This window comes from Geodermatophilus sp. SYSU D00867 (assembly GCF_054050315.1).
Genome location: NZ_JBJGZC010000005.1, coordinates 45,469 through 63,578, shown reverse-complemented (window position 1 = coordinate 63,578; position 18,110 = coordinate 45,469). Strand labels below are relative to the sequence as shown.

Below are 18,110 nucleotides of genomic sequence, written 5' to 3'. Positions count from 1 at the left end.
GGGTCCGTCACTCCCGCTGCCTGTCCCGGCGGACGGTCACCTTCCGGCCCTTGACCGTGCTGGCGCGCAGCGCGGTGACGACCTCCTCGGCGGCGGCGGCGGGCACCTCGACCAGGCTGAACCGCTCGGCGATCTCGATCGCGCCGACGTCGCGGCCGCGCAGCCCGGTCTCCCCCGCGATCGCGCCGACCAGGTCGCCCGGGCGGACGCCGGCGCTGCGGCCGGCGCCGATGAACACCCGCTCGGTGTCGCCGCCGCCCGACCGGGAGCGCGGCGGGCGGCCCTGGCCCCGGTCACCGCGGTCGCCGTCCCGCCGCGGGCGCTCCGGGCGCAGGGTGACCTCGGGGATCTCCTCGTCGTCGTCCGGGCCGGTGGTGGCCTCGTGGGCGAGCTTGACCGCCGCCAGGGCCACCTCCACGACGTCGAACTCGTCGGTGAGCGTCTCGACGACGGCGCGGAACCGCTCGAGGTCGTCGCCGAGCAGGCTCTCCCGCAGCGCGGCGCGGGTCAGCTCCAGCCGGCGGGCCCGCAGGTCGGCGACCGTGGGGACGCGTTCCACGTGGATCGGCGCGCCGGTGACCCGCTCGATCGTCTTGAGCATCCGGTGGGCCCGCGGCTCGACCAGCGTGATCGCCACGCCCTCGCGGCCGGCGCGGCCGACCCGGCCGATGCGGTGCACGTAGGTCTCCGCCGCGGCCGGGACGTCGTAGTTGACGACGTGGGTGAGCTGCTCGACGTCCAGCCCGCGGGCGGCGACGTCGGTGGCCACCAGCAGCTCCGCGGTGCCCGACCGCAGCCGGCCCATCACCCGGTCCCGCTGCTCCTGGCTCATCCCGCCGTGCAGCGCCTCGGCGCGGTAGCCGCGGCCGTTGAGCGTCTCGGTGAGGTCGTCGACCTCGTCGCGGGTGCGGCAGAAGACGATGGCCGCCGTCGGGCTCTCGACGTCGAGGACCCGGCCCAGCGCCGCCGGCTTGGCCGCCCGGGCGACGACGAACGCCGTCTGCCGGACCCGCGGCGCCTCACCCGCCACCGGCACCTCGCGGGCGACCTGGATGCGCAGGGGGTCGCGCAGGTGGCGGCGGGCCATGCTGTCGAGCCGGCGCGGCATCGTGGCGCTGAACAGCACCGTCTGCCGCTCCTCGGGCACCTCGTCCAGCAGCGCCTCGAGGTCCTCGGCGAAGCCCATGTCGAGCATCTCGTCGGCCTCGTCGAGCACCACGGTCGCGACGCCGCCCAGGTGCAGGCTGCCCCGCTGCAGCAGGTCCAGCGCCCGCCCGGGGGTGGCGACGACGACGTCCACCCCGGCCTCCAGCGCCCGCAGCTGCCGCGGGATCGGCTGGCCGCCGTAGACCGGCACCACCCGGGCGCCGAGGTCGCGGCCGTAGCGGTGCAGCGCCTCCGACACCTGGATGGCCAGCTCGCGGGTGGGCACCAGGACCAGGGCCAGCGGGTCGCCGCCGGGGCGGTCGTCGGGCAGCCGCTGCAGCACCGGCAGCGCGTAGGCGGCGGTCTTGCCGGTGCCGGTGGCGGCCTGGCCGAGCAGGTCGCGGCCGGCGACCATCGGCGGCACCGCCTCGCGCTGGATCGGGGTCGGCTCCTCGTAGCCGAGGCGCGACAGCGCCGCCAGGAGCTCCGGCCGCAGGCCGAGGTCGGCGAAGGTCCCGCCGTCGGGGGCAACCGTCTCGTCGGCCTGCTGCTGGGTGTCCTCGCCGTCCACCCGCCCAGTGTCCGGCACGGTGGCCCACCCCCGGCACGGCACCCCGGCGTGGCACCCTCCCCCGGTGACCCCCGCACCCGCCGTCGACGACGACCTCTGCCTGCTCCCGGCCACCGAGCTGGCCGCGCTCGTGCGCGGGAAGGAGGTCTCGGCGCGCGAGCTGCTGGAGGCGCACCTGGCGCGCATCGAGCGGATCGACCCGCAGGTCAACGCGATCGTCACCCTGGACGCCGAGGGCGCCCGGGCCGCGGCCGACGCCGCCGACGCCGCGCTGGCGGCCGGGGAGGAGGTCGGCCCGCTGCACGGCCTGCCGGTGGCGCACAAGGACACCCACGCCACCGGCGGCATGCGGACCACCTGGGGCTCGCCGCTGCACGCGGACACCGTCCCGGCGCGCGACGAGCTCGTCGTCGAGCGGCTGCGCCGGGCCGGCGCGGTCCGGGTGGGCAAGACCAACGTGCCGGAGTTCGCGGCCGGCTCGCACACGTTCAACCCGCTCTTCGGCGCCACGCACAACCCGTGGCGGCACGGGCTGTCGGCCGGCGGGTCCAGCGGCGGCGCGGCGGCCGCGCTCGCCGCGGGGCTGGTGCCGGTGGCCGAGGGCAGCGACATGGGCGGCTCGCTGCGCAACCCGGCGGCGTTCTGCGGCGTCGTCGGGCTGCGGCCCACGCCCGGGCGGGTGCCGACCTGGCCCGCCGGGCTGGGCTGGGCGACGCTGTCGGTGCAGGGGCCGATGGGCCGCACGGTCGGCGACGTCGCGCTGACGCTGTCGGCGATCGCCGGGCCCGACCCGCGGGTGCCGATCGCGCTGTCCGAGGACGGCGCGTCGTTCGCCGCGCCGCGCCCGGCGGAGCTGCGCGGCCTGCGGGTGGCCTGGACGCCGGACCTCGGCGGGCTGGTGCCGGTCGAGCCGGAGGTCACGGGCGCGCTGGCGGGGGTGCCGCGGCTGCTCGAGGCGCAGGGCGCCGTCGTCGAGGAGGCCTGCCCCGACCTGCGCGAGGCCGACGAGGTGTTCGGCACGCTGCGGGCCTGGCTGTTCGAGGCCACCTACGGCGAGGTGGTGCGCCGCTCGCCGGAGCAGGTGAAGGAGGCCATCCGGCGCAACGCCGCGCGCGGGGCGGCGCTCAGCGGGGCCGACGTCGCCCGGGCCGAGCTCGCGCACACCCGGCTGCACGAGCAGGTGGTCGGCTTCTTCGACCGCTTCGACGTGCTGCTGGCGCCGACCACCCAGGTGCTGCCGTTCCCGGTGGAGCAGGAGTACCCCACCGAGGTCGCGGGCGTGCCGCAGGCGGACTACCTGGGCTGGATGCGCTCCTGCACGCTGGTCTCGGCCACCGGGTGCCCGGCGCTGTCGCTGCCCGGCGGGTACACCGGCGACGGCCTGCCGGTGGGCCTGCAGGTGGTCGCCGCGCCGCGGGCCGACCTGCGCCTGCTGGAGGTGGCCGCCGCGCTCGAGCAGGTGCTCGGGACGCCCCGCCTGCCCACGCTCTGACGCCGTCTGCGGCTCTCTAGCCCCGGCGCTAGAGAGCCGCAGACGAGGGCAGCGACGGCCTCAGCGACGGACCGCCCGGGGCGGCGGCGGGGCGATAGGGGTGTCGGAGGACTCCTCCAGCACGTCGGCGGCCGAGCCGACGATCAGCGGGTCGGGGTCCCCGACGACGTCGCAGTCCTTGTCGTCGTAGTCCAGCCGGCACAGCACGTGCCGCATCGCCTCGAGCCGGGCGCGCTTCTTGTCGTTGCTCTTGATGACCGTCCACGGCGCGTGCTGCGTGTCGGTGTGGAGGAACATCGCCTCCTTCGCCTCGGTGTAGGCGTCCCACTTGCCGAGGCTGGCGAGGTCGGTGGGCGAGAGCTTCCACTGCCGCACCGGGTCGATCTGCCGCACGACGAAGCGGCTGCGCTGCTCCCCGCGGGACACCGAGAACCAGAGCTTGAACAGCAGGATGCCGCTGTCGACGAGCATCCGCTCGAACTCCGGCGCGTCCTGCAGGAACTGCCGGTACTGCTCGTCGGTGCAGTAGCCCATCACCCGCTCGACGCCGGCGCGGTTGTACCAGGACCGGTCGAACATCACGATCTCGCCGGCCGCGGGCAGGTGCTGCACGTAGCGCTGGAAGTACCACTGCGTCTGCTCGCGCTCGGAGGGCTTGTCCAGCGCCACCACGCGGGCCCCGCGCGGGTTGAGGTGCTCGGTGAACCGCTTGATCGTGCCGCCCTTGCCCGCGGCGTCCCGCCCCTCGAAGACGATGACCAGCTTCTGCCCGGTGTCCTTCACCCAGCTCTGCATGTGCAGCAGCTCGATCTGCAGGCGGCGCTTCTCGATCTCGTACTCCCGGCGCTCCATGCGCTCGGTGTAGGGGTAGCCCTCGCGCCAGGTCTCGACCCGCCGCCCCTCGGGGTCGAACAGCTCGCGGTCGTCGTCCCAGTCCTCGTCGCTGTCCTCGTCGGGCAGGGCGTTGAGCCGCCAGCGGCTCAGGTCGAGGACCTCGGCCTCCTTCGGCGCCTCGGTGGTGCCGGGAGGGTCCCCTCCCCGGTCCTGCACGGCCTCTTCCTGCGCGGCACCTTCCTGCGCGGCATCGCGGTCGACGGCGGTGTCGGGCTGCACGGGGTCCCCCTCCCGGGTCGGTCACGTCCGGGACCGGCCGTACCCCACCCTGGACCGGGCACGCCCGGGGCGCGACGGGGCGGGCGCCCCGGACTCGAGCACGTGCGCGACGGCGTACTCGGCGAGCGCGGCCAGCGCCCGGGCGTCGCGGCCGGGCGCGAGGGCGGGCAGCAGGTGGACCTCGACGACGCCGCCGTCCACCTCGCGGACGGCGACCGGGCAGACGGCGGCCTGCGCGTCGACGGCGGGGGCGAGCGCGCGGGCGCGGAACCGGCCGGGGTCGTCCCCCTCCGCCGGGCCGCCGGGGTGCGCGGTGACCGTGCCCCCGGCGCGCAGCAGGGCCGTGACCCCGGCGCGGACGGCGCCGCTGCCGTCGTCGACCAGCAGCCCGCCCCGGCGGGCGAGCGCGCGCAGCAGCGGGGTGCCGGCCAGCGCGGCGTCGACCACCGGGGTGCCGGGGACGACGGTGGCCAGCGCGAGGACGTCGGTCCAGCCGGCGGCGTTGGCGACGACGAGCCGGGGGCCGCGCGGCCAGGCGAGCGCCGGGTTGACCACCCGCACGCGCAGGCCCCGCGCCAGGAGCAGGTCGGCGGCGGTGCACACCCGCAGCCGCTGCTGCCGGCGCGCGCCGCCCCAGGTCGCGGTGGCGGCGCGGACGGCGGTGCGGGCGAGCACCGGGGTCATCGCGGTGCGGGCGAGCACCGGGGTCATCGCGGTGCGGGCGGGGGACGGGGTGCCGTGGTCCACGGGGCCCTCCAGGTTCCGGGACGGGGATCCGCGCGCCAGGGTCGGTGCCCCGGGTGTCCGCCGGGTGACGCCGGTGCGGAGATCCCGCGACGGCCCGGGGAACCCCTCCACGGCCGGGGCCCGGGACCGGCGGTGCGCCGGCCCCGGGCCCCGGGGTGGTGCGCTCAGCCGAACAGCACCGACGTCACGACGTCGTACAGGTGGGTGTTCGGGTAGTAGCCGGTCAGGTCCTCGCTGCCCGGGCCCTCCGCGGTGACGACGGTCGGGACGCCGGTGTGCGCGGTCGTCGTCCAGTCGAGGGCGAAGTCGTGGGCGCCCCCGGTGCCGGCGACGGCGAACGGGCCGTCCTCGCCGGACTCGGTGCCGCCCGCGATCGACGGGTCGAGGGTCCCGCCCGGGCCGCTCTCGTCCTCGGGGTCGACGTCCTCGATGGCGAGCCCACCGGTCTCGTGGTCGCCGGTCACGACCAGCAGCGTGTCCGGGTGCTCGGCCACGTACGCCCGGGCCACCGCGACGGCCGCGTCGAGGGACCGCATGGCCTCGAGCACGCGGGTGCCGTTGTCGTTGTGCGCCATCTCGTCGACGGCCTCCTCCTCGACGAGGAGGAAGAAGCCGTCCTCGTCCTGGGAGAGGACGTCGAGGGCCTTGGTGGTCATGTCGGCGAGCGACACGGCGGGGTCGAACTCGTCGCCCTGGCCCTCGGGCCGCTGCTGGAACATCTCCTCGTTGGCGAACAGCCCGAGCAGCGGGCCGGAGCCGGCGGCGGCGAACTCCTCGGCGGTGCTCACGTACTCGTAGCCCTGCGCCCGCGCCCGCGCGACCAGGTCGCCCTGGGTGCTGCGGGACACCTCCGGGTCCTCCGTGTCGCCGGTGCGCGGCGGGTGGGTGCCCTCGTCGCCGGCGGGCAGCCACCAGTCCTCGCCACCGCCGAGGACCACCTCGGGCCGGCTGCGCTCCAGGTACTGGCGGGCGATGTCGTCCTGCGCGGCACGGTCGGTGCTGTTGGCGAAGAACGCCGCGGGGCTGGCGTCGGTGACCTGCGCGGTGGTCACGATGCCGCCGGCCAGGCCCGCGTCCTCCACCTGCTGCCCGACGGTCGGCAGCGGCTCGCCGTCGACGTCGACGCTGATCGCCCCGTTGTAGGTCTTCACGCCGGTGGCCCAGGCCGACGCCCCGGCCGCGGAGTCGGTGACCGTGTCCTCCGGGTCCCGCGCGTCGGTGGTCTGCAGGCCGGCGATCGGCAGCGAGTCCATCGCCAGCTGCCCGTCGAAGCCGACCTGGTCGAGCCGGGCGGCCTCGCGGTGGGCGGCGCCCATGCCGTCGCCGGTGATGAAGATGACGCTGCGCGGGTGCCCGTCCGCGTGGCCGCCGCCGTGTCCTCCGCCGCCGTGCGCGGATCCGCCCCCACCGGCGAACGCCCCCGTCAGGGGCAGCAGCGCGAGCGTGCCGCCGGCCACCGCCACCACGGTGGCCGTCCGCAGCCGCCGTCCTGTCCTCGGGTCGGTCATGGTCGTCCTCTCGTCGCCGGGCCCCCGGCGACCGGTCGCACCGCCCGGGGGACGCCCCACCGTGGGACGTGACCCGGGTCACTCGCGCAGGCGACGCACCACCGGCGTTCCGGGTCGCGGCCGGTCCGGTCGGACCGTGACGGACCGACCCCTCACAGCGACCGCACAGCCGCCTCCCAGCCGGCGCCCGGTGGCGGCTCCGGTGGTCAGCGGCGGCGCAGGCCCCGCAGGGTCCGGACGGCGACCAGCAGCTCGGGCAGGTCGTGCCGGTCGCCGGCGGCGATGTCCGCGAGCTGGGCCGCGGCCCGCCGCTGGGCGGGGTCCCAGCCCTCCACCCAGCCCGCGACCAGGGTCGTGGCATCGGGGGAGGCGTCGTTCCCGCTCCCCCGCCCGGCCAGCACCTCGACGGCGAGCTCGGCCTGCTCGGCGGCCAGGTCGTCGCGCAGCGCCGCGCGGGCCATCGACGGCCAGCGCCGGTCCCGGGGCAGCGCCGTCACGAGCTCCCGCAGCGGCACCAGCGCCAGCCGCTCGGCCAGCTCCTCGGTGACCCGCCCGGCCAGCTCGATCGGCGCGCCGGTGCGCTCGGCGACGACGGCCAGGTCGAGGGCCGTCGGCAGCAGCGGCGCGGCCGCCAGCTCGCCCGCCAGCCCGGCCGGCACGCCCGCGGCCTGCAGCCGCCGCGCCCGCTCGGCGTAGGCGGCGGCCTCGTGGCCCAGCAGCCAGCCCGGCAGGCCGGCCCGCACCGCCGCCACGGGGCCGGCGAACCGCTCGGTGAGGGCGGCGATCCCCGCCGCGGGGTGCGCGCCGATCTCGGGCAGCCGCAGCAGCCACCGCGCCGCCCGCTCGGCCAGCCGGGTCGCCTCGGTGCGCAGCTCCACCTGCACCGGCGCGGGCACCCGGTTGTCCAGCGGCCGGACGGCGTCCCACAGCCGGTCGACGTCGAACACCGCGCGGGCCACCGCGTGCGCCCGGACGACGGCGGCGAGGTCGAGCCCGCTCTCCTCGGCCAGCCGGAACAGCCCGGTCACGCCGGCGGTGTTGACCGCCCGGTTGGTCAGCGCGGTGGCGGTGATCTCCCGGCGCAGCGGGTGGGCCTCGACCGCGTCGGGGAACCGCTCGCGCAGCGGGACCGGGAAGTACTCGCGCAGCAGCCGGGCCAGGGCGGGGTCGTCGGGCAGGTCGGAGCCGAGGACGGCGTCGCCCGCCTCGAGCTTGGCGTAGGCCAGCAGCACCGACAGCTCGGGGCTGGTCAGCGCGTGCCCGTCGCGGCGCCGCTGGGCGAGCGCCCGGTCGTCGGGCAGCGCCTCGACCGCGCGGACCAGCCGCCCCGACCGCTCCAGCGCCCGGATGAACCGCTCGTGCGCGTCGAGCAGGCTGCGCGCGGAGGTCACCTCGACGGCGAGCGCGGCGTTCTGCGCGTGGTTGTCGGTGAGGACGGCCGCCGCGACCTCCTCGGTCATGTCGGCCAGCAGCGCGGCGCGGCCGTCGGCGTCGAGCACGCCGGCCTCCACCACCTCGTTGAGCGCGATCTTGATGTTCACCTCGTGGTCGGAGGTGTCCACGCCCGCGGAGTTGTCGATGGCGTCGGTGTTCACCCGGCCGCCGGCCAGCGCGTACTCCACCCGCCCGCGCTGGGTGAGGCCGAGGTTGCCGCCCTCCCCCACCACGCGCACGCGCAGCCGGTGGCCGTCGACCCGGACGGCGTCGTTGGCCTTGTCGCCGACGTCGAGGTGGCTCTCGGTGGCGGCCTTGACGTAGGTGCCGATGCCGCCGTTGAACAGCAGGTCCACCGGGGCCAGCAGCACCGCGCGGACGAGCTCCACCGGGGAGAGCGTGTCGACGTCGGCGTCGAGGCCGAGCGCGGCCCGCATCGGCTCGCTGACCGGGATCGCCTTGGCCGTCCGCGGCCACACGCCGCCGCCCGCGCTGATCAGCGCGGGGTCGTAGTCGGCCCACGACGAGCGGGGCAGGTCGAACAGCCGCCGGCGCTCGGCGTAGGACGTCGCGGCGTCGGGGGTGGGGTCGACGAACACGTGGCGGTGGTCGAAGGCGGCCACCAGCCTGATGTGCTCGGACAGCAGCATCCCGTTGCCGAAGACGTCGCCGCTCATGTCGCCGATGCCGACGACGGTGAACTCCTGGCTCTGCACGTCGACGCCGAGCTCGCGGAAGTGGCGGGTCACCGACTCCCACGCGCCGCGGGCGGTGATGCCCATGGCCTTGTGGTCGTAGCCGACCGAGCCGCCGGAGGCGAAGGCGTCGCCGAGCCAGAACCCGCGCTCGAGCGCGACGGCGTTGGCGATGTCGGAGAAGGTCGCCGTCCCCTTGTCCGCGGCGACGACGAGGTAGGCGTCGTCGCCGTCGTGGCGGACCACCCGCTCCGGGGGCACGACCTTCCCGCCCACCAGGTCGTCGGTGAGCGACAGCAGCGCGCCGATGAACAGCCGGTAGCAGGCCTGGCCCTCGGCCAGGACCTCCTCGCGGGAGGCGCCCTCCGGTGGGGGGTTGCGGACGACGAAGCCGCCCTTGGCGCCGGTGGGCACGATGACGGTGTTCTTCACCATCTGCGCCTTGACCAGGCCGAGGACCTCGGTGCGCAGGTCCTCGCGGCGGTCGGACCAGCGCAGCCCGCCGCGGGCCACCGCGCCGAACCGCAGGTGCACGCCCATCACCCGCGGGGAGCTGACGAACACCTCGCGGGCCGGGCGCGGCTCGGGCAGGTCGGGGACCGTCCGGCAGTCGAGCTTGATCGCCAGCGGCCCGCCCGCGTAGTAGGTGGTGCGCTGGGTGGCGAGGACGGCGGCCAGCAGGCTGGTGAGCACGCGGTCGGCGTCGAGGGTGTCGACCCGGCCGATGGCCTCGCGCAGCGACGCGGCCAGCGCCTCCTGGCGGGTGGCCCGGCCGGCCTCGCGCCCGGGCGAGAACCGGGTCTCGAACAGCGCCACCAGCCGCGCGACGACGTCGGGGTGGGCGGCCAGCGTCGTCTCCACGTACCGCTGGCCGAAGGGCAGCCCGGCCTGGCGCAGCCACTGCACGTAGGCGCGCACGACCGTCACCTGCCGCCAGTTGAGCCCGGCCAGCAGCACCAGCGCGCCCAGGCCGTCGTCCTCGGCGTCGCCGCGCCACACCGCGGCGACCGCCTCGGTGAACCGCTCGGGCAGCGAGCCGGGGAAGGGCAGCTCCCCGCCGGGGGCGGTCAGCCCGAAGTCGTAGATCCAGGCCGGTGGGGCGCCGATCCGGTCGATCTCGTAGGGCCGCTCGTCGACGACGTCGACGCCCATGTGCTGCAGCACCGGCAGCACGTCGGACAGCAGCAGCCGCTCCCCCACCCGGTAGACGGTCAGCCGCGGCTCGGTGGCGTCGGCACCGCGCGGTCGGCGCAGCCGCAGGCCGAGCTCGCCGGGCGGCAGCGCGTCGAGGCGGGCGAGGTCCTCGACGGCCGTCGCCGCCGGGAAGTCCTCCTGGTAGGCGGCCGGGAAGGCGTCGGCGATGCGGGCGAGGACCTGGTCGCCGTCCGGGCCGTACCGCTCGGCCAGGGCGTCGGACAGGTCGTCGGTCCAGCTGCGGGCGACGGCCGCGAGCTCCTGCTGCAGCGCCTCCGCGTCGACGTCGGGCAGCGCCGGCGTCCCGCCCCGGCCCACCGGCAGCCGGACGACGAAGTGCAGCCGGGCCAGCACCGACTCGGTGGAGCGGGCGGTGAACTCGATGTCCCGGCCGCCCAGGCGGGACAGCAGCAGCCGCTGCATCGCCAGGCGGACCTCGGTCGTGTAGCGGTCGCGCGGCAGGTAGACCAGCGCGGACCAGAACCGGCCGTAGGGGTCGAGGCGGAGGAACAGCCGGGTCTGCCGGCGCTCCTGCAGGTAGAGCACGGCCAGCGCCACCGGCAGCAACTCGGCGGCCGACGCCTGGAACAGCTCGTCGCGCGGCAGGGTGTCCAGGACGTCGACCAGCGTCTTGCCGGTGTGGCTGTCGGCCGGCACGCCGGAGCCCTCGACCACCTCGGCGACGCGGCGGCGCACCAGCGGCACGTCGCGGACGTTGGCCGCCGCGGCCGCGGAGGGCAACAGCCCGACCAGCCGGTGCTGGCGGGCGGGGCGGTCGCCGTCGGCGGGCTCGGTCACCGCGACCAGGTCCAGCCAGGCGCGGCGGTGCACCGTCGAGCGGATGTCGGCCTTGGTGACCGTCAGCAGCGCCGGGCCCAGCGGGCCGGCGGCCTCCGGCAGCGCGGTCCCGGTGTCGCTGCGCAGGACGCCCAGGCCGGTGCCGGGGACGGCGCGCACGGCGGTCCCGACCTCGACCTCGCGGGCGCCGAGGAACACGAAGTTGCCGTCGGCCAGCCAGCGCAGCAGGGCCGCGGCCTCGGCGGGGTCGTCGGCCGGGTCGGCGGTGTCGGCGCTGCCGCGCTCCTCCAGCCGGGTGGCCAGCTCCAGCGCGCGGGCGGCGGTGCGCGGGGCGTCCTCGTCGACGGCGCGGACGTCGGCGAGCACGGTGCGCAGCCCGGCGACCAGGTCACCGGCGGCCTCGTCGTCGAGCGGGCCGTCCAGGACGGCGGCCATCCACGACTCGGCCAGCGCGTCGGGGCCGCAGCGGGCCACGGCCGTGCCGGGGCTGTCGCAGAAGGCCCGCAGCACGCCGGAGACGTCCCGCCGGACCACGACCACGGGGTGCACGACGTGCTGCAGCCCCACGCCCTGCCGGACCACCTCGGCGGTCACCGAGTCGACGAGGAAGGGCATGTCGTCGGTGACGACGAGCAGCAGCCCGCGCCCGTCGCCCAGCCGCTCGACGACGACGGTGGCCGCGCCCTGCGCCCGGACGCCGGCCAGCCGGAGGTGGCGCAGGGCCAGCCCGGCGAGGTCGGCCGGGTCGTGCCCGAGGACCTCGGCGGCCGGCTCGCTCCAGTAGTAGCGCTGCAGCAGGGCCGGGAGGTCCGCGGTGCCGCACCCGGCGGGCAGGTCGGGCCCGCCGTCGGCGTCGTCGGCGGCGGCGCGCGCGGCCTCGGCGAGCAGGGCCCGCTTCTCCTCGTTGGCGGCCTCGAGGGCGACCAGTCCCGGCGGGACGTCGTCCTCCGGTCGGTCGGGGACGACGGTGTCCACGCCGGTGGTGCTCATGTCCGGCGACGCTAACCCGCCCGTGCCACCTCGTCAGCGCGACGCGGCCACCCGGCGGGGTGACGTGCTGGAACAGCCCCGCTGCAGGGGCCCGCCGCGAGCCTGCGAGCGGTGGGGGGCAGCGGGGTCCTTCGTCTAGCGGTCCAGGAGCTGGTCGGCGGCCCAGCCGACGACGGCGAGGACGAGCCCGCCCAGGATCGCGGTGCCGAAGCCGTCGACCGAGAGCCGGTCCGACAGCGCGGCGGTGAGGCCGAGCAGCGCGGCGTTCACGACCAGGAGGAACAGGCCGAGGCTCAGCAGGATCGCCGGGAAGGACAGGAACCGCAGGATCGGCCCGACCACCGCGTTGACGACGGCGAACAGCAGCGCCACCCAGAGGAAGGTGCCGCTGACGCCGAGCGCCCCGTTCTCGTTGCCGTCGATCTGGATGCCCGGCAGCAGCCGCGTGAGGCCGTAGAAGGCCAGGGCCATGACGACGACCTTGAGCGCGAACCTGATCACGCGTCCACGCTAGTGGCCGGACCTGGCAGTCCCCTGGTCCTGCACGCCTCTACCGCTCTCTGGCGTCCGCGCTAGAGAGCCGTAGAGCGGCCTCGACGTGCGTGCGGGCGCGTCCGTGTGGGCACTGCGGACGGTGAGGGGGTGCGCCGTGGTGGACCGGCTGGTGGTCGTGGGTGCGTCCGCGGGGGGCGTGGACCCCCTGCGGCAACTGCTGGCGGCGTTGCCCGCCGACCTGCCGGCCGCCGTCGCCGTCGTCCTGCACCTGTCCCCCACCGGTGAGAGCCGGCTGCCGGAGCTGCTGTCCCGGGCCGGACCTATGCCCGTGCGGCACCCCACGGAGGGCGGGGCCCTGGTGCCGGGGCAGGTCGTCGTCGCACCGCCCGACCGGCACCTGGTCGTGCGCGACGGCCGGGTGCACCTCACCCGGGGGCCGCGGGTCAACCGGCAGCGGCCGGCCGTCGACGTGCTGTTCCGCAGCGCCGCGCTGTCCCACGGCGCCGGCGTGGTCGCCGTCGTCCTGTCCGGCGCGCTCGACGACGGCGCCCTCGGGGCGGCCGCCGTCGCGGCGCAGGACGGCCGCGTGCTGGTGCAGGACCCCCGTGAGGCGCGGGTGTCCGCCATGCCCCGGGCGGCGCTGGCCGTCGTGCGCCGGGCCCGCGCGGCCCCCGCCGCCGAGCTGGGGCCGCTGGTCGCCGAGCTGGTCGGCAGCCCTGCTCCCCCGGCGCCCACCGCCGGCGCCCCGTCCGACGAGAGGAGTCCGCAGATGGCCGGCGGACCGACAGCCGAGACCGACCTGGGTGTCCCCGCGGCCCTCGGCTGCCCCGAGTGCCAGGGCGGCATGTTCGAGAACGCCGCCGACGGGTCGGTGAGCTGGACCTGCCACGTCGGCCACTCGTGGTCGGCGCAGAGCCTGCTCGAGGCGCAGCGCCAGGCCGTCGAGAGCGCGGTCTACAACGCCGCGTCGAAGCTGCTGGAGATCGCGTCGGTGCACCGCCGGCTGGCCGAGCTCGGCACCGGCGGCAGGGACGAGCACCTGCGCGCGGCCGAGCGGGCCGAGACGCGGGCCGCCCAGGTCCGCGGCGAGGCCGGCGGCGGCTGACCGGCGGTCAGCGCGCGGGCGTCTGCGTGTAGAGCGCGAGCCGCCAGCGGTCGCCGTCGCGGACGTAGAGGCTGCTCATCGCCCCGGTGAACGGCGGCTCCTGCTCGTGCCGCCAGGCCCGGCCGGTGTAGACCAGCGCCGCCGCGTCCGCGCCGGCGCGCACCAGCCGGACGTCGCCCAGTTCGTAGCGCAGCCACGGCGGGGAGGCGCCCAGGGCGGCGACGACGGCGGCGCGGTCCATCACCGCCCCGTCCGCGAGCACCATCAGGCCGTCGTCGGCCATCACCTCGCCGTAGAAGTCCCCGCCGGTCGCGTCGCACAGGGCGTCCCAGCCCCGCCGCTCCAGGGCGAGGAGCTCGGTCTGCACCTCGGTCTCCGTGTGGGTCCCCATGTGCCCGACCCTGGCCCGCGCAGGTGCCGGAAGTCCAGCCCCCGGCCGACGTCGTCAGGTGAGCGGCAGGGCGTCGGCGAGCAGGTAGAGGCCGAGCAGGAACAGCACCCAGGCCACCACCTCACCCGAGGTGCGCGACAGCCGGCCCTCGATCCGGGCCAGGACGGGCGTGAGCCGGTCGTGCAGCGCCGTGCGGAGGGCCAGCAGGACCAGCGCCGGCAGGACCATGAGCAGGCAGTAGCCCGCGAGCAGGGCCAGCGTCGCCGCCGGACCCGGTGCCGACGTCACGAGCAGGGCGATCGCGGCGAGGTAGGGCAGCATCGAGGCCGCCTCGATCCCCACCGCGGTGACGGCGAGGACGACGACCGCTCCGGGCGGGCCGTCGCCCCGGGTCCGGTCGCGCCACCGGCCCAGCCGCCCCGGTCCCCGGGCCGCCCGCGCAGCGCGCCGCCGCTCCTTGCCCTCCCGCGTCCACGGCTCCACGGTCAGCCCGAGCAGGACCAGGACGGCCCCCACGGCGAGTTCGGCGACGCGGCCGGCCGTGCTCTCCAGGGCTGCGCCGAGCGGTTCCAGCAGCACCCCGGCACCGAGGACGAGCGCGATCCCGAGCAGCAGGTACGCGCCGGCCACCGTGCCGAGGAAGAGCAGCACCCTGGCCACCCGGACCCGGCCGGGGGCCAGCAGCAGCCACAGCGGGAGGACGAGCGTGCCGACGCTGGTGCTGTCCACCAGGGCCAGGCCGGCCAGTGGCAGCAACAGGGCGACGTCCACGGCTCCTCCGGTGTCTTGGCAGCACACCTGTGCTGTTCTGCCAACGTAGCACAGTCGTGCTAGAACGAGGCCGTGCCCAGGACCGTCGACGCCACCGTGCGCCGGAGGCAGCTGGCCGAGGCCGTCTGGCGGGTCATCCGGCGCGACGGCGTCTCGGGCGCCTCGGTGCGCAACGTCGCCCGGGAGGCCGGCACGTCGACGGGCTCGCTGCGGCACTGGTTCGCCACCCAGGACGAGCTCCTGCACTTCGCGATGACCCTCGTGATCGAGCGCGCCCGGGAACGGGCGGAGGCGGTCGCGGCCGCCGGCGGGCCCCTGGTGCCGAGCCTGCTGCGGGTGCTGGAGGAGACCCTCCCCCTCGACGAGGAACGGCGCGCCGAGACGGAGGTCTGGCTGGCGCTCACCGCGCGCGCCCTGGTCGACCCCCGCCTGGCCGAGCTGCGCGACCGGTCGGCCGCCGACCTGCGCGCCTTCTGCGCCCACGCCGTGCAGGCCCTGGTCGCGGCCGGGGAGGCCCGCCCCGACCTGGACCCCGACCTGGAGGCCGAACGGCTGTACGCGGTCCTCGACGGCCTGGCCGTGCACGCCGTGACCCGGCCGTCCACGCTCCCGCCGGACCGGGCCCGGGAGGTGCTCGCGGCGCACCTGCGCTCGCTGGGCGACACGCCCTAGCCCGTTCTACCGATCTCTACGGCGGGGGCTAGACGGGGCCATACGGTGCTCGACGTGGACCCCGTCCGGAACCCCTACGCCCCCGGCGCGGGGCAGCGCCCGCCGGAGCTCGCCGGCCGCGACGACGAGCTGTCGGCCTTCGACGTCGTCCTGGAGCGGATCGCCCGCGGCCGGCCCGAGCGGTCGCTGGTGCTCACCGGGCTGCGCGGCGTGGGCAAGACGGTGCTGCTCAACCAGCTGCGGTCGGCGGCGATCGGCCGCGGCTGGGGCACCGGCAAGATCGAGGCGCGACCGGACCAGTCGCTGCGCCGGCCGGTCTCCTCGGCGCTGCACATGGCCCTGCGCGAGCTGCGCCACCCCGACCAGGAGTCGATGGACGCCGTCCTCGGGACGCTGAAGGCCTTCGCCCAGCGGCTGGCCCCGTCCGACGCGAAGCTGCGGGACCGCTGGCAGCCGGGCATCGACGTGCCCGCCACCACCGGCCGGGCCGACTCCGGCGACATGGAGATCGACCTGGTCGAGCTGCTCAGCGACGCCGCCGGGCTGGCCGCGGACGTCGGCAGGGGCGTCGCGCTGTTCATCGACGAGATGCAGGACGTGCAGGCCCCCGACGTCTCGGCCATCTGCGCGGCCTGCCACGAGCTGTCGCAGCAGGGCGCGCCGCTGATCGTCGTCGGCGCCGGCCTCCCGCACCTGCCGGCGGTGCTGTCGGCGTCGAAGAGCTACTCCGAGCGCCTGTTCCGCTACCTGCGCATCGACCGGCTGGACCGGCCCGCCGCCGACCGCGCGCTGCTGGCGCCCGCCGAGCGCGAGGAGGTCACCTTCGAGCCGGCCGCCCTCGACGCCCTCTACGCGGCCGCCGACGGCTACCCGTACTTCGTGCAGGCCTACGGCAAGGTCACCTGGGACGTCGCGGCGGCCTCCCCCATCACCGCCGACGACGTCGCGATGGCCGCGCCGGTCGCCGAGGCCGAGCTGGCGGTCGGGTTCTTCGGCTCCCGGTACGACCGCGCCACCCCGGCCGAGCGCGAGTACATGCACGCGATGGCCGAGCTCGGGGGTCCGGCCGGCGCCCCGGTGGCGACGTCGGAGGTGGCCGCGACGCTGGGCCGCAAGCCGGCGTCGCTGTCGCCGGCGCGCGACTCGCTGATCAAGAAGGGGCTGGTCTACTCCGCCGAGCGGGGGCAGATCGCCTTCACCGTCCCCCACTTCGGCCGCTACCTCCTGCGCCACCCGGACTAGCGGCCCGGGTGTCGCGTCGGCCTGGCAGGAGGAAGGCGTCCAGGTCGGCGGCGAGGGCCCGCGGGCACTCCCAGTTCGGGCAGTGGCCGGTGCCCTCGTGGACGAGCAGCCGGGCGTCGGGGAGCGCGGCCAGGAGCCGGTCCTGCTGCCCGCGGTCGAACAGCGCGTCCCGGTCGCCCCACACCAGCAGCGTCGGCGCGGTCACGGCCCCGAGCCGGTCGCGGTCGTCGACGGCCACCATCTCCTCCCAGGCGTCCCGGTAGACCCACCCCGGCGCCCGGCGGCCCTCCGCGACCAGTGCGTCGAAGAACGCCGGCTCCACCGGCCGGTACACCGCGCTCGCGGCGAACTCCCGCACGAAGCCCTCGGGGACGTCGTCGGGCAGGTCGGCGATCGCCGCCCGCACCTCCGCGGCCAGCCGCCCGCCCACCCGGTCGGCCGAGTCGACGAGCACCATCCGGTCGACCAGCCCGGGGTGCTCCTCCGCCGCCCGCCGCACCACGAAGCTGCCGTGGGAGTGGCCCACCAGGTGCGCGCGCCCGATCCCGAGCACCTCGCACAGGGCCACCAGGTCCTCGGCGAGCCGGTCCACCGCGTAGCCGGCCCGCGGGTGGTCGGACCCGCCGAACCCGCGCTGGCTGTAGGCGACGACGTGCAGCCGCGGGTCCAGGTGCGCGAGGACGCGGCTCCAGGAGAACCAGGAGTCGGGCCAGCCGTGGACGAGGACGACGACCGGCCCGCCGGGGTCCCCCTGCTCCACGGTCTCCAGCCGCAGCCCGCCCGGGAGGGTCACGGTGCGCGGGCGGAGGGTCTGCGTCGTCCCGGACACGGGGCCTCCCCGGAGCCGTCCCCCCGCACGGCCACGGTAGGGGCGCAGCCCTCCCCGCGGGCCGGTCGGATGCGGCAGGGGCGGCCGCTTCTGCCGCCCGGACGGTTGCTGCGCGCAACCGGGGGCAGGAGCGTCCCGTGCCCGACGTCGTCGAAGCCGGTCTGTGGGGTCTGCTAGGCGGCGCCGCCCTGGTGCTCGGGGCGCTGGTCGCCTGGTTCGTGCGGGTGCCGCAGGCGGTGATCGCCTCGGTCATGGCGTTCGGCTCGGGGGTGCTCATCTCCGCCGTCGCCTTCGACCTGGTGGAGGAGGCCGCCGACACCGGCGGGCTGGGTCCCACCGCGATCGGCTTCCTCGGCGGCGCGGTCGCCTACCTCGCCGCGAACGCGGCGCTGGCCCGGCGAGGCGCCCGGCACCGCAAGCGGTCGGGCGGGGCGGGGAGCGAGCAGCAGCCGTCGGAGGGCGAGCAGGGCGGCAGCGGCGCGGCGATCGCCGTCGGCGCGCTGCTCGACGGCGTCCCGGAGTCGGTCGTCCTGGGGCTCGGCCTGCTCGGCGGCGGCGCGGTGAGCGCGCCGGTCCTGGCGGCGGTCGTCATCTCCAACGTGCCCGAGGGCCTGTCCAGTGCCGCCGGCATGAAGGCCGGCGGACGGCCGGCCGGCTACGTCTTCGGGCTCTGGGGCGGCATCGCGGTGGCCAGCGGCCTGGCCGCGCTGGTCGGGTACGCCGCCCTGGGCAGCGCCCCGCCCGAGGTCATCGCCGTCATCACCGCCGTCGCGGCCGGCGCCATCCTCACGATGATCGCCGACACGATGATCCCGGAGGCCTTCGAGCGGACCCGCACCTGGACCGGTCTGATCACCACCGCGGGGTTCCTCGTCGCCTTCGCGATCGAGCGGCTCGGCGCGTGAGCGGGCAGGGTG

Annotated in this window: 14 protein-coding genes; 5 read left to right on the top strand and 9 right to left on the bottom strand. The window is 76.8% G+C overall.

The window, feature by feature from the left end; translation table 11 throughout:
- Window positions 1–7: 7 nt before the first annotated feature.
- Window positions 8–1,717 carry a DEAD/DEAH box helicase gene (locus tag ACI8AK_RS06090; protein ID WP_387991823.1) on the bottom strand — a complete coding sequence of 570 codons (1,710 nt, stop codon included), beginning with the start codon at window positions 1,715–1,717 and terminating at the stop codon, window positions 8–10.
- Between the two features lie 64 nt (window positions 1,718–1,781).
- On the opposite strand from ACI8AK_RS06090, the gene ACI8AK_RS06085 reads away from it, so the two are divergent.
- Window positions 1,782–3,209 carry an amidase gene (locus ACI8AK_RS06085; protein WP_456955513.1) on the top strand — a complete coding sequence of 476 codons (1,428 nt, stop codon included), beginning with the start codon at window positions 1,782–1,784 and terminating at the stop codon, window positions 3,207–3,209.
- Window positions 3,210–3,269: 60 nt separating this feature from the next.
- Here ACI8AK_RS06085 and ppk2 read toward each other — a convergent pair whose 3' ends face one another.
- The 5 genes from ppk2 to ACI8AK_RS06060 form a co-directional block, all read right to left on the bottom strand.
- A complete protein-coding gene (gene ppk2 / locus ACI8AK_RS06080) occupies window positions 3,270–4,322 on the bottom strand; it encodes a polyphosphate kinase 2 (protein ID WP_456955511.1) in 1,053 nt (350 codons plus the stop codon).
- A gap of 21 nt (window positions 4,323–4,343) precedes the next feature.
- Complete coding sequence (locus tag ACI8AK_RS06075) at window positions 4,344–5,069, bottom strand: lysophospholipid acyltransferase family protein (RefSeq protein ID WP_387991832.1); 726 nt, start codon at window positions 5,067–5,069, stop codon at window positions 4,344–4,346.
- A 164-nt stretch (window positions 5,070–5,233) separates the two neighbouring features.
- A complete protein-coding gene (locus tag ACI8AK_RS06070; RefSeq protein ID WP_456955510.1) occupies window positions 5,234–6,577 on the bottom strand; it encodes an alkaline phosphatase in 1,344 nt (447 codons plus the stop codon).
- 206 nt (window positions 6,578–6,783) lie between these two features.
- On the bottom strand, window positions 6,784–11,688 hold the full coding sequence (locus ACI8AK_RS06065) for an NAD-glutamate dehydrogenase (RefSeq protein WP_456955509.1): 4,905 nt from the start codon (window positions 11,686–11,688) through the stop codon (window positions 6,784–6,786).
- A 135-nt stretch (window positions 11,689–11,823) separates the two neighbouring features.
- Window positions 11,824–12,189, bottom strand: a complete 366-nt coding sequence (locus ACI8AK_RS06060; protein ID WP_387991841.1) for a phage holin family protein — start codon at window positions 12,187–12,189, stop codon at window positions 11,824–11,826.
- A 148-nt stretch (window positions 12,190–12,337) separates the two neighbouring features.
- Here ACI8AK_RS06060 and ACI8AK_RS06055 point away from each other — a divergent pair, with 148 nt between their 5' ends.
- Window positions 12,338–13,288: a chemotaxis protein CheB gene (locus ACI8AK_RS06055; RefSeq protein ID WP_456955508.1), complete on the top strand. Its 951-nt coding sequence runs from the start codon at window positions 12,338–12,340 to the stop codon at window positions 13,286–13,288.
- A gap of 7 nt (window positions 13,289–13,295) precedes the next feature.
- On the opposite strand, the gene ACI8AK_RS06050 is transcribed toward ACI8AK_RS06055, so the two are convergent.
- Together ACI8AK_RS06050 and ACI8AK_RS06045 are read right to left on the bottom strand one after the other, a co-directional pair.
- Window positions 13,296–13,679, bottom strand: a complete 384-nt coding sequence (locus tag ACI8AK_RS06050) for a nuclear transport factor 2 family protein (RefSeq protein ID WP_456955506.1) — start codon at window positions 13,677–13,679, stop codon at window positions 13,296–13,298.
- Between the two features lie 54 nt (window positions 13,680–13,733).
- Window positions 13,734–14,450, bottom strand: a complete 717-nt coding sequence (locus tag ACI8AK_RS06045; RefSeq protein WP_456955505.1) for a GAP family protein — start codon at window positions 14,448–14,450, stop codon at window positions 13,734–13,736.
- A gap of 72 nt (window positions 14,451–14,522) precedes the next feature.
- Here ACI8AK_RS06045 and ACI8AK_RS06040 point away from each other — a divergent pair, with 72 nt between their 5' ends.
- Window positions 14,523–15,122 (top strand): TetR/AcrR family transcriptional regulator, encoded by a 600-nt coding sequence (locus tag ACI8AK_RS06040; protein ID WP_387991853.1) that lies wholly within the window; start codon window positions 14,523–14,525, stop codon window positions 15,120–15,122.
- 54 nt (window positions 15,123–15,176) lie between these two features.
- Window positions 15,177–16,364, top strand: coding sequence for an AAA family ATPase (locus ACI8AK_RS06035; protein ID WP_387991856.1), 1,188 nt, complete (start codon window positions 15,177–15,179; stop codon window positions 16,362–16,364).
- Here ACI8AK_RS06035 and ACI8AK_RS06030 read toward each other — a convergent pair.
- Window positions 16,318–17,193, bottom strand: a complete 876-nt coding sequence (locus ACI8AK_RS06030) for an alpha/beta fold hydrolase (RefSeq protein WP_456955504.1) — start codon at window positions 17,191–17,193, stop codon at window positions 16,318–16,320. The genes ACI8AK_RS06035 and ACI8AK_RS06030 overlap by 47 nt on opposite strands.
- A 137-nt stretch (window positions 17,194–17,330) precedes the next feature.
- Here ACI8AK_RS06030 and ACI8AK_RS06025 point away from each other — a divergent pair, with 137 nt between their 5' ends.
- Window positions 17,331–18,098 carry a ZIP family metal transporter gene (locus ACI8AK_RS06025; RefSeq protein WP_456955502.1) on the top strand — a complete coding sequence of 256 codons (768 nt, stop codon included), beginning with the start codon at window positions 17,331–17,333 and terminating at the stop codon, window positions 18,096–18,098.
- The last annotated feature ends 12 nt before the right edge of the window (window positions 18,099–18,110 follow it).